Source organism: Clostridium ljungdahlii (assembly GCF_001636845.1).
Lineage (GTDB): Bacteria > Bacillota > Clostridia > Clostridiales > Clostridiaceae > Clostridium_B > Clostridium_B ljungdahlii_A.
In genome coordinates, this window is the sequence record NZ_LITT01000023.1 from 130,308 (window position 1) to 153,612 (window position 23,305).

Sequence of the window (23,305 nt, forward strand, 5' to 3'; positions counted from 1 at the left end):
GAATATATGGAATTTAAATAGAAAGTTGCATTCAAAATAGATTTTGGATGTTTAATTGCTCCATTTTCAGTATATGATGCAGCAAATTTTTTATCACATTTATAGAGGCTAGGGATTCTTCTCCATTTCTATATGTTATATGTTGTGCTAATTTCCATAGCTCACCATTTATATTGTCTATTTCGTTATGATTTGAAAAAATCGATACCTTTGGTGAATATTTTTCCCACTGAATCATGAAATTCTCATAATTTTTACGGGCTTCATCCCAAGAATTTGATCTAATAGATTTTTCTATTTTTATGTTGGAGCTTTCTAATTTATTACATATCATATTTAAATATTGTATTGAAAATAGTATAGATAACATCATTAATATAAATAGGGTAAAAGATGTTATAGAACTTTTCATTTAATCACATCCTGTGTATTTTTTTCTTTTAGTTGGTAATAAAATTTCCCTTTTGAATCCAGTAAAGCTATTAATATGTTTTTTGTGGAAACTATGCTGTTTTTCTTCATCATTTGTTTGAGCCAGGCTTCATCTTTTTTTGCTATAATCAAGTTTTTAAAGTTTATTTTACCATCCATTATGAGTGTTATGGGTAGTACATCTTGAGAAGGTTTTATTTTTAAATCTGTTTTAGTTACAGGGGTAAGTTCGGTTTTAGGTATAACAGAAAGTTGGCCACTGGTTTCAAGTATGGCATATTCTACGTCGGATAAGTTATAATATCCCTGCATTCTCAATTCTTCCATTAAATCATTTATATTGAACTTTTCATCCTTTAATTTTTTTAAGTCCAGCTTTCCCTTATCAATTAATATGGTTGGCTTTCCACTAAAAAACAATCTTATTTTTTCACTCTTAAGTTGGAGCAGTGCTAAAAGAGTTTGTAAAGTCAAGAGAGTTATTATTGGAATTATACCGTGAATTATAGAAATTCTAGTATCTTGCATTGGAAGAGAAGCCAATTCGGATATCATTATTGCTACAGCTAATTCAAAAGGTTCCATTTCACCTATCTGTTTTTTCCCCATAAGCCTCATGGATATTACAACTAGTAAATATAAGATAATAGTTCTAAAAAGTACTATAAACATAAAATACCACCCTTCAAGTCGCAAATTATATATTGAAAATATATATCTATTTATATATTTACATTAATACAAAAAAATATAAGTAAAAACGAGAACATTTTAGAATAAATATGAAGTATAATGATAGTAGCACTTAATTTAGTAGAATATTTAAGTCAAAGGGGATGAATTATATGGGGAAGGTAAGTACTAAATTGATATACAAAGATATTTGTGAAATACAAGAGAAAGACAGAAAAGATGTATTAAATCTTAAAGTTGGTCAGAAAGATATATTGGTTAAAAAGGGAACCAGTTTGTATAAAATATTTAAGGACAATTATCCTGTACAGGATATACCTGTGGTACTTGCAAAAGTTAATGAAGAATATTTTGAACTTACTAATTCATTAGAGAAATCTGGGACTTTTAAGGTAGTAGATATAAGGGACAAGTTAGGAAATAAAACCTATGCAAGAACACTTCAATTTGTTCTTATTAAATCTGTATATGATTTATTTAAGGGGGCAAAAGTTACTATAGAGCATTCTTTAAGTAAAGGTATATTTGGGGAAATTCATAAAGATACTCCCCTTTGTGAAGAGGATATAAAGAAGATAAAAAAGAAAATGGAAGAGATAATAAAACAGGATATACCTATAAAAAAAATAGGGATGACTAAAGAACATGCAATAGAAATTTTTAGAAACTATGGTATGGAAGACAAAGTAAGACTTTTAAATTATGTAAATACAGATGAAGTAAAATTATATGAATTAGATGGTAGATACGACTATTTTTATGGCTCCATGGCATTTTCTACGGGAGTATTGAAGGTGTTTGATTTAATGTATTATGAGCCAGGATTTATATTAAGGCATCCTGTGGAATCTGATCCTTATAATTTGCCTAAATTTGTAGAATATAAAAAATTAAGTAAGATATTTTATGAAACTGAAAAATGGGGAAATATACTTGAAGTAGGAGATGTAGGATCTCTAAATCATAAGGTTGAAAACAAAGAGATTGCATACATGATAAGAGTAGCGGAAGCACTTCATGAAAAGAAGATTGCCTATATATCTGATATGATAAGCGAAAGAAAAAATGTAAAAGTTGTGTTGATTGCAGGACCAAGTTCTTCTGGAAAAACTACTTTTTCAAAAAGACTTTCAATACAGTTAAGAGTCAATGGAATAATACCAGTTCCAATTTCACTGGATGATTACTTTGTAGATAGGGATCATACTCCCAAAGATGAAAATGGAAATTATGATTTTGAATCTATATATGCCCTTGATTTAAAACTTTTTAATGATGATCTGGAAGCACTTATGAGGGGAGAAGAAATTGAAGTGCCTACATTTGATTTTAAAACAGGATGTAGAAAATGGGTTGGCAATAAGTTGAGATTGCCGGAAAAAGGTGTAATTGTAATTGAAGGAATACATGGATTGAACGAACTTCTTACTTCTGCTATTTCAAAAGAAAATAAGTTTAAAATATATATAAGTGCTCTTACTCAATTAAACTTGGATAATCACAATAGAATAGCTACTACTGATGTGAGAATTATAAGGAGAATAGTTAGAGATTCTCTTTTTAGAGGTTATAGTGCGGAAGATACTCTAAAGATGTGGCCTTCTATAAAAAATGGAGAAGAAAAAAATATATTTGTATTTCAGGAAAATGCAGATGTTATGTTCAATTCTACATTAGTGTACGAGCTATGCGTGTTAAAGGATTATGCACTTAAAGAATTGGATGATATAGATAACTCCAGTTCTGTATATTATGAAGCATTGAGGCTTAAAAGCTTCCTCCACTTCTTTAAATCAGTGAATGTTAAGTTTGTTCCTGATAATTCCATTTTAAGAGAATTTATAGGGGGAAGTTGTTTCTATAGTTGATAATTATTATGGCATAAATAACTTTACTTTATGAGGTGGAAAAATGGATGAATTAGAACTTAGAAATTTGTTAAAAGATGTTAAAGACAACAAAATAGGAGTTGAAGAGGGAATTGAAAAACTGAAGGATCTTCCGTTTAAAGATTTAGGATATGCTATGGTAGACAACCATAGGGAGATACGAGTTGGTTACCCTGAAGTAATATATTGTGAAGGTAAGACTGTAGATCAGGTAAAGGGAATTGTTGAGTTTATGCTTACCAAGGATAATAATATATTGGGAACTAGAGCTAGTAAAGAAATGTATAAAGCTGTAAAAGAAATTTGCCCTTATGCAAAGTATAATGAATCAGGGAGAACTATAACTATAGTAAAAAACTCTAAAGAGAAGACAGAATCATATATAGCTATAGTTACAGCAGGAACATCAGATATACCTGTAGCAGAAGAGGCTTTTGAAACTGCTAATATTTTTGGAAATAGAGTAGAAAAGATTTTTGATGTAGGCGTAGCGGGAATACACAGAATGTTTAGTAAATTAGATATTATAAGAAAAGCTAAAGTAATTATAGTAGTTGCAGGTATGGAAGGTGCACTTGCTAGTGTCATAGGAGGCCTTGTTGACAAACCTGTTATTGCAGTACCTACAAGTGTGGGATATGGAGCAAGTTTTGGAGGAGTAGCTGCTCTTCTTTCAATGCTTAATAGTTGTGCTAGCGGAGTAAGTGTAGTAAATATTGATAATGGATTTGGAGCAGGATATATTGCTAGTATTATAAACAAGCTTTAGTAAAAGTTTGCTTATTATATTTTGTGGATATAAGTTAAAAAGGGCCTGTTGCACTAAGAAACTAGTCTATGTAACAGGCCCTTTTTAGTTAATTATTTATTTCAAATACCTTATCTAATCGTGTCATATTAAAAATTTTCATAACATCTGCATTTCTAACTGAATAAAGTTTAAAGCTTCCGTTCATGTTCTTACACTTTTTATAAATTGAGACTAAAACTCCAAGTCCAGTACTATCAATAAAGGTACACTTGCTAAAATCCAATGAAAAATTTTTTTCACCTTTATCTATTAGAGAATTAAGTTTTTGTCTAAGATCATCTGCTTCGTCAACAGCAAAGTTTTCTGGTATTTCGATATTTAGATCCTTCATTTTAAATCACCTCAAATTGTAAATTTTTCCACAAGATTGTTTAAGGATACGGCTAATGCACTAGATTCCTCAGCACTAGCTGCCACATTTTCAATTGCTGAGTTTTGTTCTTCAGCAGATGCGGCAACTTCTTCACTGCTAGCTGCAGTGTTTTCAGTAATAGTAGCAACTGTATTAATAAGATTTACTATTTTATCAGAAGTAGCAACTTCATCTTTTGTAACATCCACTATTTCATTTACACTGCTTGATATTTGATTTACGGCGTCTATGATACTTACAAAAGATTTATCGGCATCTTTTGCTATTACTACACCAGATTCAACGGCATCTTTGCTTGAATTCATGTTTTTTACAGCTTTGCTTATTTCATTTACCATTTCGCTTACTAATGAAGATATTTCATTTGCTCCAGTGTTAGTTTCTTCTGAAAGCTTACGAACTTCTTCTGCCACCACGGTAAAGCCTTTCCCATGTTCTCCGGCTCTTGCTGCTTCAATAGCTGCGTTTAGTGCTAGTAAGTTAGTTTGAGATGAAATACTGTTTATGGTATCAATGATTCCACTTACTTTTTTGGAAAGTTCCTGCAGAACTTTTAAAGTAGTTTCTGTTGCCGTTGATGATTTACGGATATTTTCAATAGCATCAACTGTATTTTCGATTTTATTTCTTCCTTCTTCTGCAGTGTCCATGGTATGTTTGGAATTCTTTTTAGCTGTGAGTGCCCTATTTTGAGATATTTGAACCAAGCTTGATAGTTGAACCAAAACTTCTGATACTTCTACAATAGAGCTATTCTGAGTTTCAGCATCCTTTGCAACTTTTTCTATAGTGCCGGTCATTTGTTCTGTTGTAGAACTTATTTCCTCATTAGAAGAGGCTAGTTCTTCTGAAGAAGCAGCCAAATTTTCTGATGCATCTCTGACATTACGTATTGTATTATGCTGATGTTCAATCATTTTATTAAAGTATTCACCTAATGTCTGCAATTCGTCTTCTGTACTTATTTTAGACCTTACAGTTAAATTACCCTCACCAGCCTTGGTCATTAAACTTTCCAATTGTTTAATTGGATTTATTATATCTCTTATAGAAAATCTATAGGCTAAAAATATTGTAATAAGTAAAGATAATATAGCTATTATAATTGTAAAATTTCTAATACTTGAAGCAGGAGACATATATGTGTCATAGTCAGCTTCTACTGCTATAATCCAATTATTAGTGGAAACAAATTTCCCAAACTTACGTGATCCGTTATAGCTATAGTATCCTTCAGAAGTTCCACTTGATTTAGCTTCATTTATTAAAGATTTTAATTGGTTATTAGTGCTATTTAAAAGATTTTCTTTAAATACTTTGTCTGTTTTAGGATGGGAGATAATAAGCCCATCTTTATTAATCATATATGCATATCCAAAGTTACCCAATTTGACGTTAGATACTCCTTTAAAAGGTATTATTCCGATTAATGTGCCTACAATTTTATTATCAATTTTTAAAGGATGTGCAATTCCTATTACAGGTTTACCTGTAACTTTTGATATTAAAACAGTTTTTTTATTAGTGTTTTTAGAGCCTTCTAAGGCGTCTTTCACGTAGTCTCTGTCACTATAGTCAACGTTATAATTTTCACTTGAGTTACTAACAATTCCTTTAGCTGACGTATTTGCGATAACTAAACTTTCTATTGTACTATTGTTTTCTTTTTGTATTTTTTGTAGATAATTATAGACTTCATTATTGTAAGTGGTATCGCCTGAGGCGATTTTTGCCATACGCTCATCAGAACTTAAAATTTTAATATACTCGTCTACCGAATCTATTTTTTCATTTATAGACTGCACTGTTTGACTTGAAGTACTTTCCAATTGGTTTTTAATTGTATTTTGCAATAAACTAGAAGTCCTAATATAAGAGAAACTTCCTAAAATAATAAGAGGAACAGTTATAAATATAAAGAACATTAAACCTAATTTATTTTTTAAACTTTTTTTCATTAAAATGCCTCCAAACTTTCATATTCTTGTTTAATCGCTAAAACTCCCATCTTCTATAAAAATGGGAGATAAATAAATTTTGTACTTGAGTAAGTTTTTAAAATAGTTATAATAATGAATATTATTGTTATTTCCTAGCTAGCCAAGGATTTTTCTATAATTAGAGTATTTTGTTTTAATTCAATATGATCTGAAAGATTTTTAATGAGAAATAATCCTCTTCCTTCATCTTCTAGTATATTTTCATTATCTAATTGTTTGTTAATTATTGTATCTTTAAATCCAGTACCGCAATCCTTAATTTCAAATTGAACATTTGAATCATCATATACATATTTTAAATAAATAGGTTTGTCCATGCTCATATTGTTACCATGCTTAAAGGCATTGGTTAAAGCTTCTGTAAGTATTAGCTTAATATCAAAATTGTACTTTGAAGCATTTAACTCAGCAGTGATTTTATCGATAATCTGTTTGTGCTTGGACAAACCATATAAAATAAATTCATTACTTTTCATATCTATCCTCCAAAATCATTTTATTTCCAAAGCGATTACTGTACTGTCATCTTTTAATGCTCCGGTTTCATTGATTATGTTATTTAATTTAGCTTTCAAGTAAGTTATAAATTCAGTTAATGTGTGTGATTTAAGATAACTTTTTCTAATTTCATTATCATCAAATATGAAGTCCAACCCATCCGTGGGAAAATAAAATCTATCACCTTCTTTAAATAAAATCACATCTTCATCAAATACTGCATCTTGAAACATACCTAGAAAAGGACCTTTAACTATAAATTCTTGTGGATTGCAGTTGCTTTTTTGAAACATAAACTGGCTTATCCCAGCACCTGCTACTCTTGCTTCATTTTTCTTAAAATCTAAACTAAAACAGCAAGCAGCAATGCAGTGGTTATCACTTAAATAGTCAGCAATTTTTTTATTTAAAATCTTAACTATTTCAAGTGGATCACAGCTTATTAAAATTGCTTCGCGAAATAAAACAAAAAATGCTAGTACGTTAAGAGCTGCTGTAATTCCTTTGCCGCTAACATCTCCAATTATTCCAAGAATTAAGTCTTCATTTACTTTGTATAACCTAAAAAAGTCTCCACTTACTGTCTTAGCAGGCATGTACAAACTTTCTAATTGAAGTTTTTCAGGTATAGGAGATACATCTTCGATGTATTTTCTTTGAAGTTTAGAGGCTTCATTTAGTCTCCTTTTCATATCGGAAATATTTCTAATTATTGCTTGAATCGCAGGGCTGCCTTTATACATTAAATAACTTGCTGATATTTCTACATCCATTAGAGTATTACCATAACGTACAATTTTATAGTCAGATATGGATTTAGACTTTTTACCTTCTAATATCTGTTTCATCCGCCTGTGAGCAGTTTTTATAAATTCCTTTGATATATATTTATAAATATTTTCTCCAATGATTTTATCATAGTCTGTACCAACTAAATTACAAGCTTTGTGATTTGCCAGTACGATTTTACTATCTACTGTTATAATGATTGCTTCTGGTGAAAGATTAATAATTTTGCGATATCTTTCTTCACTTTCTCTAATTGTATTTGCCAATATTTTTTTCTTGGTAATATCTTTTTGCTGTTCTACAATAAATGCTACTTCTCCTAAATTGTCCATGACAGGGTTATAAGTACAATCCATAAATTTGTTATGCTCTGGAAAATACTTTTCCATTTTTATTAGTTTTTTGGTTCTAAGGGCTTCTTTTACACCGCAGTCTTTGCAGTTCCCTTTCATATTTAAAATTTCAAAACACCTTTTACCTTTAACTTCATCTTTAGTTTTTTTATAAAACTTACATCCAGCTTCATTAAAAAATAGAATCCTACCATTGGAGTCAAACACCTTTATAATATCAGTAATACCTTTTAAGACTCCTTCTAATATCCATAAGTTATAATTTTCTTTATTTGCCTTACGTTTAGCAAAGCGTTTTAAACTATCTGGGTAAAGTGTTTCTTTGTGATAAAGTTCACTTTCTCCTGATTTATAGTTCAAAGTATACCACCTCTGTACACACTAAATAATAAAAATGATTTTTCAAAATTATGGTACTGAATATTACCAATATAAATGATATACTCTAATGATACAATAAGTATATGTTTTTTTAAAGCTATATTGTATTTAATTTCACTAATAAGAATTAAATGAATATGTTTACAATAAATTCAATATTGTTAAATTGATATATGTAAGAGTAAAATTAGTTTTAACTAAAATTATAAATTTTTATAATTAGTGCATTAATTTTATTAAATAATAATATAGTATACTATAGGTTTCCTAAGTGGAGGTTGGATTTAATATAGATCCCATTATTTTTAAACTGCGAAGGCTGAGTCAATAACTAATAGTTAAAGACCAAAATGAATGAGATTTTTCTTCACCATGTTGCGAAAATCTTAAATTTGAGGCAGGGTGATAAATATTGTCCCATAGAAAAATAATTGAAGATTATTATTGTGATGTAAATAATTTAGCAGAGCTATTATCTAAATTAACTAATTCCTACAGACTGCTAATAGGTGGAGCTGGAGAATTAAATTCTATATCAGGAGTGCATAAAGGTGAAGTTAAAGATTCTTTAAAAAGAGTGTATAAGCTTGGAAATGCAATTGATAAAGTTGTAGATACATTAAAGGAGTCTACTGAAGTATACTCAGAATACTGTAAACTTACTACTGAAGTTATAAAAGAAAAAATGCAAATTAAATATGTGGAAACAGAAATAGATGAAGAATTGTTTCTAAATGATTTAGATGATATGGATGAAGACGATGATACAAAAGGAGATTAAGTAAAATATATTTTTACTTAATCTCCTTTATAAAATGTAGTTATTTACTAAAATTAGAACTTCTTAAACCTATATTTACAAATCATAAGGTAAGAAAGTATTATTACAAGTAAAATAGTAAATTCTGCAGGAACAGGATGTCTAAATGTAATCAGACAATATAAAGCCATAAACATACCTGCAAAAGTTATTGGAATACCAAAAAATTGTCCATCAAAATCAGTAATATTAAATCTTGCCAGTCTATATGCTCCGCATATTGGTAATAACAATACTAACATATAACCTAATAGTCCAAAAGTAGAAAAATTATAGATATTAAATGTAAGAACTGATGGGGCAACTCCAAAAGAAACTAAATCTGCAAGCGAATCTAGCTGTTTACCTAATTCACTGGATACTTTTAAAAATCTAGCAACTCTTCCATCATATCTATCAGCTAAACATGCAAGTAATATAAATATACTGGCCCATAAATAATTTTCCTGAAAGGACATCATTAGAGACATTACACCACAACTAAGATTAGCAAATGTAAACGCATTAGGCACTGAACTTCTAGCTATTTTAGCCACTGTGACCACTCCTTAAAAATAACAAAATTAAATTATACTCCCCTAATTTACTAAAAAGTATATAATTGCATAAGTTAATTATACCTCATTTTATGAAAATAGTTAAGTACATAGTCTGTGTCTTTTCTATGACAAACTTGTAAATTTTCTGTTAAAAACATACAAGAAATTTCAATTCACAACTAAAATCATTTTGGAAAAGCGTTTAATGTAATAAATAGGTCATATATTTTCTATTGAATATTCATCAAAAATATGTAAATATTACATATATAAGTTATAATGCTAAAAACTATATACAGAATTTACTCTTTATTTTATTATATATTTAGTAATTTAATTTGTCTTTTAAAATTAAAAAAAAGGATAGTTGTGAATTTATGAGAAATAGTAAAGAAAGTATTTTTAAGTGTTTGATAGTATCTTTTTTGATTTTTACTATTGTATTTATTCTATACAAATATAAAGGAAGTTTGTATAAGATAAGTATGGATAGTATTAGAAGTTATATACAGAGTTATGGGAAATTTTCAGATATTATTTTTATTTTAATTTATACTATAAGGCCTGTAGTGCTTATATTGCCCGCATCTCTTATGTCAATAATTGCAGGGAGCATATTTAATTTATATATGGCTCTTTTCCTCAGTATGATTGGCTGCTTTGGATCAGCTACACTAGCTTTCTTTTTATCTAGATTTTTAGGACGATCTTTTGTAAATAAAATTCTTAAAGGGAAAGCTTTAACATTAAATGACAATATAGAAAAGTATGGATTTAGGATTATGACTGCAATGAGATTAAGTTTTGTATTCCCCTATGATCCACTTAGTTATGCTGCAGGACTTACAAAAATTAAATATAGAGATTTTATTTTTGGCACTTTAGTAGGAATTTTACCTGAAATGGTGACTTATTCCTTAATAGGAGGAAATTTGACAAAGCCGTTTTCATTTAAATTTATATTGCCCATAATAGTTTTATTTATTATAGCATGTATTTCTATATATATGCATAAAAAAAAGTCTAAAGATACCAATAATTTATAAGTAACATAATCTTTAGATTAGGACATAATAAATATGAAATTAAATCTAAGGTATTTGAAAGAAAATAGGCTAGCATACTAACTAGTTATTTCTTTGAAGATGCCTAAAGGGGTGTTTGAAATGAAAGTTAAAGATATAATGACTAAATCTGTAATAAGTTTAAATGATGACGATACTGTGGAAAAAGCAGCACAAATTATGCAGCAAAATAATGTAGGAGCTGTTCCAGTTTGTAAAAATGGGAAAGTTATAGGAATTGTCACAGATAGGGATATAGCTATAAGATCAGCATCTCAGAGTGGAGGCACTGAATCCAAATTTGTAAGAGATATTATGTCGGCAAATCCTGTAACCGGATCACCTGATATGAATTTAGAAGATGCATCTAGAATAATGAGTGATAAGCAAATAAGAAGGTTACCTATTGTTGAAAATAAAAATGTAGTTGGAATGGTATCTTTAGGAGATCTAGCAGTAAATCCTAAGTCAAATACTCAGGCAGGAGATGCCTTGAGTAGTATATCGGAAAATAACTACTCAGCATTTTAGAATTTAATAATTTGTAAATAAATCCACAAGATTTACAAGTAATCTTGTGGATTTATTACTTTAGGTGATATAATATCAGGTGACATATTTAAATAAAGAATCTAGGTTTGTAATTTATATAATTAGAGGAGTTTAACATGAATAAAGTGAAATTTATTTATAATCCATATTCAGGAGAAAATACAATAATATCAAATATAGATAAAGTTATTATGATACATCAAAAATATGGTTATGAAATAGTTCCTTTTAGAATAAGTTTTGAATTTGACATAAAAAAGGCATTTGAAGATATAGATGAAACTTACAAATACATACTGATAGCTGGAGGGGATGGAACAGTAGACAATGTTGTAAACTGTATGAAAAAGTTAAATATAGATATGCCTATAGCTATACTTCCAGTAGGAACTGCCAATGATTTTGCTAAATTTATAGGAATGTCGCAAAACATTAAAAAGGCATGTCAACAGATATTAAATAGTGTTCCTAAAAAATTAGATTTAGGAAAGGTAAACGACAAATATTTCATAAATGTTGCTAGTACGGGACTGTTTACGGATGTATCTCAAAAAACAGATGTAAATTTGAAAAATACTATGGGAAAGTTAGCTTATTATGTTAAAGGATTAGAACAACTTCCAAATTTAAGAAAAATTAAGGTGAAAGTCAAGTCTGAAAATGCAATTTTTGATGGGGACATGTACCTTATGCTCATATTTAATGGACAGATGGCAGGAAATTTTAAGTTTGCATATAAAGCTGAAATTCAAGATGGACTTTTAGATGTAATTATAATAAAAGCAGGAATGATAAAGGACATTATATCACTATTTATAAAAATGTTAAAAGGAGATCACTTGGAAGATACTTCTGGACTTATATACTTTAAATCAAATAAAATAGAAGTGTATTGTGATGAAGATATAGTCACTGATATAGATGGTGAAAGGGGACCGGATTTTCCACTTGTTATAGAGTGTATTAAAGGCGGAATGGAAGTTTTAGGATTAAAAGATGAGATAAAATTATAAATTTATTTAAAACAGTAATATAAGATAAGCAATATTAATAAATATAATTAGAATACTATTAATAAAGAAGGAGAATATATGGCATTCTACGTTTATGTTTTTTTATTACTTATCATGTTTATAATGCTCTTTAGAGGAGCTATTTTAATTAGATTTTTATCAGATAAAATAAAAGTTATAGCGTTTATTATTATAGGGGCTATGTTGTTAAGGTACATTTCTATTTTTATTATGTACTTTTCAAGCAGTATGAAATATTTATATTTGCTGAAAGTGCCTTTTTTCTTGAATTTACTATCAGTTCCAATTATAGTTTTTACAGTGCTTTATATTTTTGTAAGAAAAGATAATGTTAAATTTTATTACATATTTATAATAACTGCAGTACTTTGTGCTGCATATGCTATGATGATGTATAAGTGTGAGGCTGTACTGCAAAACTTAGAGGAGTACAAGTTTATTTTAGGATATACTCTTGCTTTATCAAATCAATATATATACTGGGGGTATTTGGTATTTAATACTTTAGTAATATTTTTTGTTTTGGGATTTGTTAATAAAAATAATGCCAATAAACTTGGTATATACATGGTATTGTTGGCAGCTTGCATAACTATATCAGAGCTCATAGCGTGGCTTATGGGTATTAGAGTTTTAGCAGAAAATATACTTGGAGATGTAAGTTGGATTGTTGTTTTTATATATGCTTTGAATAAAGTGAAAAAAACAGCTGACAGACTTAATTATAAAGCTCCTAGTAAAGTATCTAGATAAAAAATAACTTATGCTCCGAACATTTTTACAACATTCAGTACGTTAAATATTTTGATAAGTCTAAGCAAAAAATCCTAAAAATCTAAGAACTTTTGAAAACTCGTACCTCAAACAATTCGAAAGTTCTAAGATTTTTTTAGAAATTTTTTACTAAGACTTATATGCAAAATATTTAAAAGTGCTTCATTATTGTAAAAATGTTTCTGCGCATAAGTTATTTTTTAAGCTAGAAATTTTATATGTAATTATTCTAATAGAAGTTTCATCTTATACATAACATATAATAACAAAATTGAAGGCACATTAAAAAACTTTTCCATAAGTCTTAGCGAGGTATTTTAGAAAATCTTAGAAGCTTAGATATGTTTGAGGTATGAGTTTAGCTAAGGTTCTTAGATTTTCAAAATACCGAGCTTTAGACTTAGTAAAAGTTTTTTACGTGGTGAAATTTGTTATTATATAGTTTGGTATAAGTTTGACTTCTAATCGAAAAATTCTATGAAATTTCTTACTTAGAACTCTTATGACTGATTTTACGATGACGCCTTTTTGGAGGATTTTTCGGTATTAAGCAGTGAGGACCAGATCCAATTAGATCTTCACGACCACATTTGATTAAAGCCTCTTTTACTAAATTGTAATTTTTCGGAACAGAAAATTGTAAAAGTGCTCTTTGCTCATTTTTCTCTTTTTGTGATTTAGGTACATATACTTTCTCACCACTTAAAGGATTAATGCCTGTATAGTACATAGTTGTAGATAAACTACCAGGTGTAGGATAAAAGTCCTGGACTTGTTCAGGAGTATATCCCATGCTTTTTATATACTCAGCTAGTTCTATAGCTGCATTTAAGTCACTTCCTGGGTGACTGGACATGAGGTAAGGAACTAGATATTGTTTTTTATTTATTTTTTTGTTTATTTCAAAATATTTTTTTACAAATTTATTGTATACGTCCATCTTAGGTTTTCCCATTTGATTTAGAACCCTGCCACTTATATGTTCTGGAGCTACTTTTAATTGTCCACTTATGTGATATTTACATAAGTCTTCAAAAAAATCCGTATTTTTATCATTTATTAGATAGTCATATCTTATTCCTGAACGTATAAATACCTTTTTTATACCAGGGATTTTTCTTATTTTTCTCAATAGATTTAAGTATTCACTATGATCTATAATTAAGTTTTTGCAGGGAGAAGGGAAGAGACATTGTCTATTTTTACACACCCCCACTTTTTCTTGTATTTTGCACGCCTTATGCCTAAAATTTGCAGTAGGACCTCCTACATCATGTATGTATCCTTTAAAGTCATCTAAAGTAGTTAATAATTTGGCCTCATCAATTATAGACTTTTGGCTCCTATTTTGGATAGTTCTACCTTGGTGAAAAGTAAGAGCGCAAAAAGAGCAGCCTCCATAACAACCCCTATGACTTGTAATGGAGAAACTTACTTCTTTTATAGCAGGTATTCCACCAAATTTTTCGTATATAGGGTGGTATGTTCTCATGTAGGGTAAATCATATACTATATCCATTTCCTCTTCTGTTAATGGAAATTGTGGTGGGTTTTGAACAATATAATGATCTCCATGTTTTTGTATTAAGGTTTTTCCCCTTAATGCGTCTTGTTCGTAATATTCTAGTTTATAGCTTTCGGCATAAGCGTTTTTTTCTTGTGTTACTTTTTCAAAAGAAGGTACTTCCACATAATCCTTTATGAGCGATTTATTTTTACAAGGGTACACTGTACCTCTTACATCTGTAATTTTATGGATATCCATTCCGTATTTTAATAGGTTTGCCACTTGTACTATGGTTTTTTCTCCCATACCATATATGAGTAGATCTGCTTTTGAATCTAAAAGTATACTTCTTCTTACGTTATCGCTCCAGTAATCATAATGTGCAAATCTCCTTAAGCTGGCTTCTATTCCACCAATCACTATTGGAACATCCTTATAGGCTTCTCTTGCCCTGTTGCAGTATACTATTACAGCCCTGTCGGGTCTGTAACCAGATTTACCTCCTGGGGAGTAAAGATCATCATGTCTTTTTTTCTTTGACGCGGTGTAGTGATTAACCATGGAATCTATATTTCCAGAGTTTATTAAAAAAGCCAATTTAGGTTTTCCAAGTTTCATAAAATCATTTGCATTTTTCCAGTTAGGCTGAGCTATTATTCCTACTTTAAAGCCTTCTTTTTCCAAAACTCTTGATATTATAGCTGAGCCGAAAGAAGGATGATCTACGTAAGCATCTCCTGTTATAAGGACAAAATCTAACTGGTTTATATTTCTTGCGTTCATGTCATTTTTACATATAGGTAAAAAAGTAGTATTTAAATTCAATTTACATTCTCCGTTCTTATATTTCAGATTTAGTTTCACTTATTTTTAGTATAACATATTATATTATGAGATAAATATTTAGGAATATGTAGATTTTGAATGGTGATAAGAAGAATAGGACACACACTAAATAATATAAATATGCAAAGATAAATTATGATATTTTACATTAAAATGAGCAAAATGAAATTAAAGTATTGTAACAGGTAAATATAAATAAATTTAATATTTACTAGTTGCATTATAGTGAATTTGTAATATAATTATAATATGAAAGTAAATGTTTATGTTTAATTATGTTAGGTGAGGCTCCTATATAGACATATGCTGCTGCCCCGAAACATCGAGAGATGCCAATGGGTGAACAGGTATTACCGTAGTAAGGTTTTACTTAATGCAGCTGGATGAAAATCTAAAGCTATATAGTGCTAAAACTCGTACGATTTAAAAAGTTTTAGTTTAAGAGCCCTATGGGCTTTTTTTAGTTGTTTGCATATGTTTAAATTTTTTAATTTAGGTGGTGTGTTAAATGGAAAACGGACCTTATGGAGGTCGGTGCATCTTAGAAGAAAATTTAATAGAAGGAATGCAGGGAAGTATTAGATCTAATTGGTGATGGCAATGCTATTGATAACTTTTAAAACGTTGATGTAGATTCTATAAATATTTCTCTGCATATAAGGAGGAATATTTATGAAAAAGTTATCTAGTTTCTTGTTGAGTAAAGTTCTTTATAAAAAGGTTTATAATGAATTTAACGAATATGTAGGGAAACTTTGGGACGTTTATGTATCTTCTGATCATGGAATGCCAAGAGCCATAGGATATAAGATAAAAAAGGGCAAAGAAATACTTAATTGTGAGTGTAGGAACATAAACTTTTATGACGATAACGACAAGGTTATAATTAAAGGAGAAGGCATAAGGGAAATAATACTTCAAAGTTATTCCTATCTTTTATCAAAACATCTTTTAGATAGACAGATAGTGGATATAAATGGGAAAAAACTTGTAAGAGTTAATGACCTCAGAATTGCAGAAATGGCAGGAGAGTATCGGGTTGTAGCAGTAGATACAGGAGTTCTTGCTTTAGGAAGAAGGCTTGGTATAGAAAAAATCATAAAAAAGTTTTATGATTTATTTAACAAAAAACCTGAAGATAGCCTTATAATTTGGGATAATGTAGAATCACTAGAAATGGTAAATAACAATTTAAAACTTTCCGTACCATATAAAAAATTATCTAAGCTTCATCCTGCTGATTTAGCAGATATATTAGAAGATATGGATGTAAACTACAGAAAAAAAGTTTTTGAAAGTTTAGATGAGGATCTAGCAGCGGATACATTAGAGGAAATAGATCCAGAAGTACAGCTAGATATTCTGGAAAATTTGAGTCAGTCTAAAAGGGACGAAGTATTATACAATATGCCTAATGATGAAATAGCAGACATTTTAGATGAAGTAGATAAAGATACTGCAGAAAAAATACTTATAAATATGAAAAAAATGATGCGGATGAAGTAAGATCACTTATGGAATATAAGGAAGAAACTGTAGGAAGTATAATGAATAAGGATTTTATCTGTTTTAATATAAATATAACCGTTAAAGATACTATTGAGTTTTTAAAAGAAATTAATCCGGAAGATGAGGTATCACACTATATATATATTATCAATGATCAAAAGCAGCTTGAAGGTGTGGTGTCCCTGAAAGACTTGATATTGTCAGATCTTGAAGATACATTAAAGGCGATAATGATCAAGGATGTAGTAAGTATAAATCATAATGAAAATATAGATGAGGCCATAGAGATGTGTTCAAAATATAATCTTATTTCATTACCTGTAATAGATGATGAAGAAAAGCTGTGTGGCATAGTTATAATGAATGACTTAGTAGAAGACATATTAATACCAAATTGGAGAAAAAGGTTAAGAAAAGTAGGGTAAGAAATTCTATCAATTTCACTTTGAATAAGTGGAATTGATAGAATTTTTTTTATGTATTTTTTACTTCGTTTGTGTACAGACTACATTTAGGAGAACGAACCTTAAAAAGGAGATGGTCATATGGGTAAGAAAATTATGAGATTTAAAAGAGAATTAGTATTAATACTTGCTATAGTGGTTACATATGCATCAACTTCTCTATTCTTGCTCCCCTATAATAATGCAGTAAAAGCTGTGACATACTACTATGGCTCAAGAGGAAATATGGTAATACAAATACAGCAAAAACTCAGAAGTTGGGGGTATTACAATGGCAGCGTAGATGGAGTATACGGGTATCAAACTTATACTGCAGTAAAATATTTTCAATCAAAAAATGGACTAAAATCTGATGGTATAGTTGGAGATGCAACTTTAGCAGCCCTTGCAATAAATACCGGAAACAATACTGGTGGAAATAGCCAAAATGTAACATTAATAGCTAGATTGATAAATGGAGAGGCTAGGGGAGAACCTTATGAAGGACAGGTAGCAGTAGGAGCTGTAATACTAAATAGAACTAGGGATCCTAGGTTCCCATCTACTGTAGCAGGAGTTATATATCAGCCAGGAGCTTTTACTGCTGTGGTGGATGGACAAATACATGCAAATATGAAACAGAGCTCTATAAACGCAGCAAGAGATGCTTTAAATGGATGGGATCCTTCAGGAGGAGCAATATACTATTTTAATCCCTCTACAGCAACAAGCTCATGGATATGGTCGAGACCTCTTATTAAAATTATAGGTAAACATAGATTTTGCAGATAGTTTAAAAATAGATAGTCAAAATAAATGAGCTTTCGACAGAATCATTTAATAAAAATTGTTAGTAAATAGGATAAAAATATATATGCTTTTAAGATAAGTGAGCAATAGATTTTTATTGTCATATATAAGGGATAATTTCTAAGAAAAGCTAATCAGGAAGTGACACATTTTTTTCCCTGTGTGTGCTAATATATTTTTAAGACAATAATGAGCTATGTTATGGGGGGAAAGAATTTATGATAATAGAGAATTTTATTAGTAATGAGAAAGTAGAACAAATTAAGTATGTATACTTTTATAGATTACTTAAAGGGAAAATAGCTATTTCATATTCCCATAAGGATGTTGAAGAGGTGCAGGCTTATGGAATTGAAGTTGAGAGACAGGACATATTAGATGGAAAATTGATAAATGTGCAAAGAAATAGTATTCAAAATATAAGTCCTGAAAGGTATAAAGTACATAATTTACTGAAATTACTATATGACAATAAAGTTTCACCTATTCACTTGGTTGATGTAATAGGTGATTATGTAGATGACTACATTATGGACTTTGACAACCAAAAAAATTATGCAGCATATTAATTTTATAGAAGAGGGGAGAAATCCTCTTTTTTTATATAAAAAATTATATACCTATTATACCTATATTATATTAAAAAATTAATATAATATAGGTATAATAGGTATATAATTAAAGGTATTAAAATTGGAGGTGTTATATTTTGATATTTGGGGTTGGGGTTGATATAGTTGAAATCAGGAGAATAGAACAGGCTGTTAGTAAACATTCAAATTTTATAGATAGAATTTTTAGCAAAAATGAAGTAGAATATCTTAAAAATAAAAATTTAAGACCTGAATTTATAGCAGGAAGGTTTGCTGCTAAAGAAGCAATAGTAAAGGCACTAGGAACTGGATTTAGTGGTTTTGATTTTAGAGATATAGAAGTAGATAGAACTGCTTTGGGTAAACCAATTGTAGTATTAAAGGGAAAGGCAAAGTTAATAGCTAATAAATGTGGGAATTACAAGATTCATCTCAGTATATCTCATGGAATGGATAATGCTATAGCTTATGCCGTAATGGAGGTAGATGGAGTTGAAGATAGCGACTGTAAAAACAGCTAGGGATGTAGATGGGTATAGTATAAATGAATTAAAAATACCAGGGATTGTACTTATGGAAAATGCAGCACTAAAGGTAGTGAAAAATATAGATTTAAAAAAATGTGATTCTTTTTGTGTAATTTGTACAAAGGGAAATAATGGTGGAGATGGCTTTGCAGTAGCAAGACATCTTTATAATTTAAACAAAAAGGTTCATGTATTTTTAGTTGGAAAAGAAAGCGGAATGAGTGAAGATTGCAGCATAAATTACAATATTTTAAAAAATTTAAAGATTAATTTGAATGTAGTGGATTCAGAAGAAAGTCTTGTACAACTTAAAGAGTGTATAAAGGAAAGTGATGTTACTATAGATGCTTTGTTTGGAACAGGAATTTCTAGAAATATACTGGGAATACAAGATTCGGTAATAACCCTTATTAATGAGTATAGCAGCTATGTTATTTCTATAGATATTCCCTCAGGGCTTAATGGTGATACTGGAAATGTTATGGGTAATTGCGTGAGAGCTAATAAAACTATTACTTTTCAGCTATATAAAATAGGGTTTTTAAAATATGGAAGTGATAAATTTACAGGTGAAGTGATAGTAGAGAACATAGGAATTCCAAATTTAGCTGTTGAAAAATTTTCTGGATCTGAATTTATAGTGGATCAAAATTTTATAAAAGGAAAACTAAAAGTTAGAGATAAGTTTAGTCATAAAGGAGATTATGGAAGGGTACTTGTTATAGCTGGATCTAGAGGATTTACAGGAGCAGCTTATATATGTACTCAGGGAGCAGTAAGAAGTGGCGCAGGACTTGTCACTTTAGGATGTTATAAAGATATACAACCTATACTTAGTGAAAAACTTGTTGAAGGTATGACTATAGATTTGGAAGAAAATCTAAAATTAGAAAAGACTATAGAAAAAAGCGATGCTATTGCCATAGGACCAGGTATGGGGGTTAATGATAGTACTTTAAACTTGGTGAAGAAAGTTATTACTACTTTCAGAAAAACGGTAGTAATAGATGCAGATGGGATCAATGTTTTAAGTGGAAATCTTCACATTTTAAGAGAGAAAAAATGTGATATAATTTTAACACCTCATTTGGGAGAGATGTCTAAAATTACCGGTTTAGGAATTGAATATATAAGCGAAAATAGAATTAAAGTAGCCAAAGACTTTGCGAAGGAGTATAATGTAATTGTACTTTTAAAAGGATATAACACGGTTATTACAGATGGAAACTCAGTTGCCATAAATTCTACAGGAAATTCAGCTATGGCTTCAGGTGGCATGGGAGATTGTCTAACGGGAATCATAGCTTCTTTTTCTGCACAAAAACAAGGTCCTTTTGAAGCAGCTTCTATTGCTGCATTTATACATGGATATGTGGGAGAAGAATTATCGAAAGATATGTATTCTGTAAATGCCAGTCATGTTTTGCATCAATTGCCTTTTTCAATAAAAAAATTAACAAAATAATCTTATTTTCATATAATTATTTCATAAAAAAGTAATATAGAAAAACATAATAGAATAGATTAGTAGTAAAAAGTTGTGAAAACTGGAGGAATGAAGTGAGAAAAAGACTACTGATATTAGGAATTATGTTTTTTATTTTAAGTGTAATTTTTTCATCTTGTGGTAAAGACCCTCAAAATACAGAAAAAATAATTTATTATTTAAAGAATTTGAACAGCTACAGCTGCAATGTAAATATTTTAATAAAAAATGACAAACAGCAGATAAATTACAATGGAAAGCAATTTTATGATAGTAGATATGGAGAGAGATTTGATTTAGACAACAATAGAATAATTATTTATAAAGAAAGCAAGATATATGTTAAGGATATTAAGCGAGGAAATTCCTATAATATAGATAAAAATTTTCAAAGCTTATTTAAGTTTAGTTTTATAAAAGAATACATCTCTCTCCTTTATACGAATGAAAAGATTGAAAATTCATTTAAAAAGGTTGGGAATGAGGAATATCAAGTTATAAATTTAGATATACCTGGCAATAATAAAAATATGTATAAAGCCCAGTTGTATGTAAATATAAAAGATAATGTTCCTGCATATGTCATAATATATGATTCTAAATATAAAAAACGGATAGAAATTAAATATACCGATTTTAAAGCCAATGTGGAATTAAAAGAGGATATGTTTAAGATAAACTAGTTCTAGCATAAGAACATATAAGTAACATTTTTAATCAATAATCTCATAATTTTATTGAGGAACGTATACAGGTGCTTAGTGTATTTGGGGGGTGATATATTTATAGTTAAGCATTATAGGCATTTATAGTAAAAGTTAATTTAAAGTGATGTCGTATATAATAGGTATCTTCAATCAGATGATGTGGACAAGAGCTGATTAATCACAAAAGTTCAAATGATTATAAAGGAAATGCAGGCAATAAACTCATGCTCATGATTGAAAAATTGATTGAAGTTTAATACAAAAGATAGTAAAGTAGTTAAAATTACAGAAGATAACAAGTTCATATATATATTTTTTAAAACTGTCATATGTATTCTGTTTTTTAAGTTAGGATAATTGCTATATGCAGCGGTTATATCTTAATTGTAAATAAATTTTAATAAATAAAATCATAGAATTAAATTAATTACATATTTAGAAAGGGATACTTGCATATGGCTTTTAACAAACTGCGTTTTCAATAATTATGTATATGAAAAGACTGAAACATTTCTTAAAACATATTTTCCAATCCGATATATAGACATATACACACCAGAAAATTATGAATATAAGCTTAGAAATTGGTATAGGATAATAATAAGGTTAATGAATGAAAATTTTATTCATAAAGTTGATTTGCATTACAGATGATTAACATAAAGTTAGTAATTGAGTGTAAAAAGTAAATTATACAATATGCAAATAACTACAATGAATTATTACATATATATTTAATTAATATCTGAAATTGTTACATATAAAATTATAATAGACTTAAATAGAAATATGGGAAAAGTTATATTAAATCAATATAGATATGAAAAGCCCTATGTAAAAAATACAAGTAGAAAAATGTTGAAATTAAAGATAATTTCTTTGACACACTTGTGGATTTGGTAATATAATTACGTTGTATATATCTTTCGCTTAGGGTAATAGGAGGTATTAATTTGTATATGTCAAATTCTAAAAGATTGGTGGTAAACCTCTCAGAAACACTATACAATGAATTTAACAAAGCACTTAAAGAAGATTGCAAAAAAAGAAGTGAATTTATTAGGGAAGTTATCATATTATATATTAATGAGAAAAAAAGGTTAAATAGAATATCAGAAATGGAAAAAGGATATAGGGAAATGGCGCAGCTTAATCTTGAATTCGCAGAAATGGGCTTTGCAAGTGACATAAAGGAATTAAAAGAATATGAAGCGAAGCTTTCGGAGAGTGATTTGTCAGATGACAACAGTAGTGAAAAGAGGAGATATATTTTATGCTGATTTGAGCCCTGTAGTTGGGTCTGAACAAGGAGGGGTAAGGCCGGTTATTATTCTACAAAATGATGTAGGTAATAAGTACAGTCCCACTGTAATTGTTGCGGCTATTACTTCTCAGATAAATAAAGCAAAACTACCTACTCATGTTGAAATTTCTTCAGAAGCCTATGGGCTAAATAAAGATTCGGTAGTGCTGCTTGAACAAATAAGAACTTTAGATAAAAGAAGATTAAAGGAAAAAATTGGGCATATGACAGATGTAGATATGAAAAAGGTAGATGGTGCACTTCTAGTGAGTGTAGGACTACAGTAAGTATTCCAATTTCATCTAATATTTTATGAATTTTATAGTTAATATTGTGAACTATGGGCCCCTGCATCTTAAATGTAGGGGTGAAATTTTATGTCCAGGATTATATATAAAAATAAAATTTTGTGTTAAAATAATAAGTATAGTTTTTGTTTATCCGATGACTACCTGCTCTAATACTCTCACGTCTCCAAGTGGAAGTAAAGAGCAGGTACGTCCCTGGATAACGATTTTCCCTAAAGGATAACGGCTTCTAAGTGCTGAAGCACTAAGAAGCTTGTTAATAAG

22 protein-coding genes, 1 pseudogene and 1 riboswitch are annotated in these 23,305 nt (G+C 29.3%); of the genes and pseudogenes, 15 read left to right on the forward strand and 8 right to left on the reverse strand.

What is annotated here, in order from left to right; all coding sequences use genetic code 11:
* Positions 1 to 31 precede the first annotated feature (31 nt).
* Both WY13_RS10365 and WY13_RS10370 read right to left on the reverse strand, forming a co-directional pair.
* Positions 32 to 412, reverse strand: coding sequence for a DUF4363 family protein (locus WY13_RS10365; RefSeq protein WP_063555591.1), 381 nt, complete (start codon positions 410 to 412; stop codon positions 32 to 34).
* Positions 409 to 1,104, reverse strand: a complete 696-nt coding sequence (locus WY13_RS10370) for a DUF421 domain-containing protein (protein ID WP_023162573.1) — start codon at positions 1,102 to 1,104, stop codon at positions 409 to 411. The genes WY13_RS10365 and WY13_RS10370 overlap by 4 nt, the downstream gene beginning before the upstream one ends.
* 173 nt (positions 1,105 to 1,277) lie before the next feature.
* Here WY13_RS10370 and WY13_RS10375 point away from each other — a divergent pair, with 173 nt between their 5' ends.
* Positions 1,278 to 2,993, forward strand: a complete 1,716-nt coding sequence (locus tag WY13_RS10375) for a nucleoside kinase (RefSeq protein ID WP_063555592.1) — start codon at positions 1,278 to 1,280, stop codon at positions 2,991 to 2,993.
* Positions 2,994 to 3,036: 43 nt separating this feature from the next.
* Positions 3,037 to 3,783, forward strand: coding sequence for a nickel pincer cofactor biosynthesis protein LarB (gene larB, locus WY13_RS10380; RefSeq protein WP_063555593.1), 747 nt, complete (start codon positions 3,037 to 3,039; stop codon positions 3,781 to 3,783).
* Positions 3,784 to 3,871: 88 nt separating this feature from the next.
* Here the strand turns inward: larB and WY13_RS10385 are convergent, their stop codons facing one another.
* From WY13_RS10385 to WY13_RS10400, 4 genes are all read right to left on the reverse strand, one after another.
* Positions 3,872 to 4,156, reverse strand: coding sequence for an STAS domain-containing protein (locus WY13_RS10385; protein ID WP_063555594.1), 285 nt, complete (start codon positions 4,154 to 4,156; stop codon positions 3,872 to 3,874).
* Positions 4,157 to 4,167: 11 nt separating this feature from the next.
* Positions 4,168 to 6,156 (reverse strand): methyl-accepting chemotaxis protein, encoded by a 1,989-nt coding sequence (locus WY13_RS10390; RefSeq protein WP_063555595.1) that lies wholly within the window; start codon positions 6,154 to 6,156, stop codon positions 4,168 to 4,170.
* 134 nt (positions 6,157 to 6,290) lie between these two features.
* Complete coding sequence (locus WY13_RS10395) at positions 6,291 to 6,674, reverse strand: ATP-binding protein (protein ID WP_013236972.1); 384 nt, start codon at positions 6,672 to 6,674, stop codon at positions 6,291 to 6,293.
* A gap of 15 nt (positions 6,675 to 6,689) precedes the next feature.
* Entirely contained in the window at positions 6,690 to 8,198 is a 1,509-nt protein-coding gene (locus WY13_RS10400; protein WP_082848464.1) for a PAS domain S-box protein, read from the reverse strand.
* Between the two features lie 433 nt (positions 8,199 to 8,631).
* Here WY13_RS10400 and WY13_RS10405 point away from each other — a divergent pair, with 433 nt between their 5' ends.
* Positions 8,632 to 9,000 (forward strand): hypothetical protein, encoded by a 369-nt coding sequence (locus WY13_RS10405; RefSeq protein ID WP_063555596.1) that lies wholly within the window; start codon positions 8,632 to 8,634, stop codon positions 8,998 to 9,000.
* 53 nt (positions 9,001 to 9,053) lie between these two features.
* Here WY13_RS10405 and pssA read toward each other — a convergent pair whose 3' ends face one another.
* Complete coding sequence (gene pssA / locus WY13_RS10410) at positions 9,054 to 9,575, reverse strand: CDP-diacylglycerol--serine O-phosphatidyltransferase (RefSeq protein WP_156499018.1); 522 nt, start codon at positions 9,573 to 9,575, stop codon at positions 9,054 to 9,056.
* A 380-nt stretch (positions 9,576 to 9,955) separates the two neighbouring features.
* Here pssA and WY13_RS10415 point away from each other — a divergent pair, with 380 nt between their 5' ends.
* The 4 genes from WY13_RS10415 to WY13_RS10430 all read left to right on the forward strand — a co-directional run bounded on the left by WY13_RS10415 (position 9,956) and on the right by WY13_RS10430 (position 12,981).
* Positions 9,956 to 10,624 carry a TVP38/TMEM64 family protein gene (locus WY13_RS10415; protein ID WP_063555597.1) on the forward strand — a complete coding sequence of 223 codons (669 nt, stop codon included), beginning with the start codon at positions 9,956 to 9,958 and terminating at the stop codon, positions 10,622 to 10,624.
* Between the two features lie 120 nt (positions 10,625 to 10,744).
* Positions 10,745 to 11,173 carry a CBS domain-containing protein gene (locus tag WY13_RS10420; protein WP_063555598.1) on the forward strand — a complete coding sequence of 143 codons (429 nt, stop codon included), beginning with the start codon at positions 10,745 to 10,747 and terminating at the stop codon, positions 11,171 to 11,173.
* Between the two features lie 137 nt (positions 11,174 to 11,310).
* Positions 11,311 to 12,207, forward strand: a complete 897-nt coding sequence (locus WY13_RS10425; RefSeq protein WP_063555599.1) for a YegS/Rv2252/BmrU family lipid kinase — start codon at positions 11,311 to 11,313, stop codon at positions 12,205 to 12,207.
* 78 nt (positions 12,208 to 12,285) lie between these two features.
* Positions 12,286 to 12,981 carry a hypothetical protein gene (locus WY13_RS10430; RefSeq protein ID WP_063555600.1) on the forward strand — a complete coding sequence of 232 codons (696 nt, stop codon included), beginning with the start codon at positions 12,286 to 12,288 and terminating at the stop codon, positions 12,979 to 12,981.
* 508 nt (positions 12,982 to 13,489) lie between these two features.
* Here WY13_RS10430 and WY13_RS10435 read toward each other — a convergent pair.
* Positions 13,490 to 15,334, reverse strand: coding sequence for a YgiQ family radical SAM protein (locus tag WY13_RS10435; RefSeq protein ID WP_063555601.1), 1,845 nt, complete (start codon positions 15,332 to 15,334; stop codon positions 13,490 to 13,492).
* A 288-nt stretch (positions 15,335 to 15,622) separates the two neighbouring features.
* Positions 15,623 to 15,788, forward strand: a riboswitch (M-box (ykoK) riboswitch).
* 239 nt (positions 15,789 to 16,027) lie between these two features.
* On the opposite strand from WY13_RS10435, the pseudogene WY13_RS10440 reads away from it, so the two are divergent.
* From WY13_RS10440 to WY13_RS10475, 8 genes and pseudogenes are all read left to right on the forward strand, one after another.
* Positions 16,028 to 17,289 (forward strand): annotated as a pseudogene (locus tag WY13_RS10440) (magnesium transporter).
* Between the two features lie 120 nt (positions 17,290 to 17,409).
* Positions 17,410 to 18,099: a spore cortex-lytic enzyme gene (gene sleB / locus WY13_RS10445; protein WP_063555602.1), complete on the forward strand. Its 690-nt coding sequence runs from the start codon at positions 17,410 to 17,412 to the stop codon at positions 18,097 to 18,099.
* Between the two features lie 236 nt (positions 18,100 to 18,335).
* Complete coding sequence (locus WY13_RS10450) at positions 18,336 to 18,686, forward strand: DUF6514 family protein (protein ID WP_063555603.1); 351 nt, start codon at positions 18,336 to 18,338, stop codon at positions 18,684 to 18,686.
* Positions 18,687 to 18,826: 140 nt separating this feature from the next.
* Positions 18,827 to 19,231, forward strand: coding sequence for a holo-ACP synthase (gene acpS, locus WY13_RS10455; protein ID WP_063555604.1), 405 nt, complete (start codon positions 18,827 to 18,829; stop codon positions 19,229 to 19,231).
* The gene (locus WY13_RS10460; protein WP_063555605.1) at positions 19,203 to 20,702 is read left to right on the forward strand and encodes a bifunctional ADP-dependent NAD(P)H-hydrate dehydratase/NAD(P)H-hydrate epimerase; all 1,500 of its coding nucleotides are present in this window, start codon (positions 19,203 to 19,205) and stop codon (positions 20,700 to 20,702) included. Before acpS ends, WY13_RS10460 begins: the two co-directional genes overlap by 29 nt.
* A gap of 95 nt (positions 20,703 to 20,797) precedes the next feature.
* Complete coding sequence (locus tag WY13_RS10465; protein ID WP_063555606.1) at positions 20,798 to 21,406, forward strand: germination lipoprotein GerS-related protein; 609 nt, start codon at positions 20,798 to 20,800, stop codon at positions 21,404 to 21,406.
* A 983-nt stretch (positions 21,407 to 22,389) separates the two neighbouring features.
* Positions 22,390 to 22,710: a CopG family ribbon-helix-helix protein gene (locus WY13_RS10470; protein WP_029170139.1), complete on the forward strand. Its 321-nt coding sequence runs from the start codon at positions 22,390 to 22,392 to the stop codon at positions 22,708 to 22,710.
* Positions 22,670 to 23,020, forward strand: coding sequence for a type II toxin-antitoxin system PemK/MazF family toxin (locus tag WY13_RS10475; protein WP_013236988.1), 351 nt, complete (start codon positions 22,670 to 22,672; stop codon positions 23,018 to 23,020). Before WY13_RS10470 ends, WY13_RS10475 begins: the two co-directional genes overlap by 41 nt.
* Positions 23,021 to 23,305 lie beyond the last annotated feature (285 nt).

Bases quoted from the DNA above. Each gene is read 5' to 3' on its own strand.
- WY13_RS10470 (WP_029170139.1), top strand. From the start codon at position 22,390: ATGTCAAATTCTAAAAGATTGGTGGTAAACCTCTCAGAAACACTATAC.
- WY13_RS10420 (WP_063555598.1), top strand. From the start codon at position 10,745: ATGAAAGTTAAAGATATAATGACTAAATCTGTAATAAGTTTAAATGAT.
- WY13_RS10365 (WP_063555591.1), bottom strand. From the start codon at position 412: ATGAAAAGTTCTATAACATCTTTTACCCTATTTATATTAATGATGTTA.
- WY13_RS10370 (WP_023162573.1), bottom strand. From the start codon at position 1,104: ATGTTTATAGTACTTTTTAGAACTATTATCTTATATTTACTAGTTGTA.
- larB (WP_063555593.1), top strand. From the start codon at position 3,037: ATGGATGAATTAGAACTTAGAAATTTGTTAAAAGATGTTAAAGACAAC.
- WY13_RS10385 (WP_063555594.1), bottom strand. From the start codon at position 4,156: ATGAAGGATCTAAATATCGAAATACCAGAAAACTTTGCTGTTGACGAA.
- WY13_RS10425 (WP_063555599.1), top strand. From the start codon at position 11,311: ATGAATAAAGTGAAATTTATTTATAATCCATATTCAGGAGAAAATACA.
- WY13_RS10415 (WP_063555597.1), top strand. From the start codon at position 9,956: ATGAGAAATAGTAAAGAAAGTATTTTTAAGTGTTTGATAGTATCTTTT.
- WY13_RS10395 (WP_013236972.1), bottom strand. From the start codon at position 6,674: ATGAAAAGTAATGAATTTATTTTATATGGTTTGTCCAAGCACAAACAG.
- WY13_RS10475 (WP_013236988.1), top strand. From the start codon at position 22,670: ATGACAACAGTAGTGAAAAGAGGAGATATATTTTATGCTGATTTGAGC.
- WY13_RS10430 (WP_063555600.1), top strand. From the start codon at position 12,286: ATGGCATTCTACGTTTATGTTTTTTTATTACTTATCATGTTTATAATG.
- sleB (WP_063555602.1), top strand. From the start codon at position 17,410: ATGGGTAAGAAAATTATGAGATTTAAAAGAGAATTAGTATTAATACTT.
- WY13_RS10450 (WP_063555603.1), top strand. From the start codon at position 18,336: ATGATAATAGAGAATTTTATTAGTAATGAGAAAGTAGAACAAATTAAG.
- WY13_RS10375 (WP_063555592.1), top strand. From the start codon at position 1,278: ATGGGGAAGGTAAGTACTAAATTGATATACAAAGATATTTGTGAAATA.
- WY13_RS10390 (WP_063555595.1), bottom strand. From the start codon at position 6,156: ATGAAAAAAAGTTTAAAAAATAAATTAGGTTTAATGTTCTTTATATTT.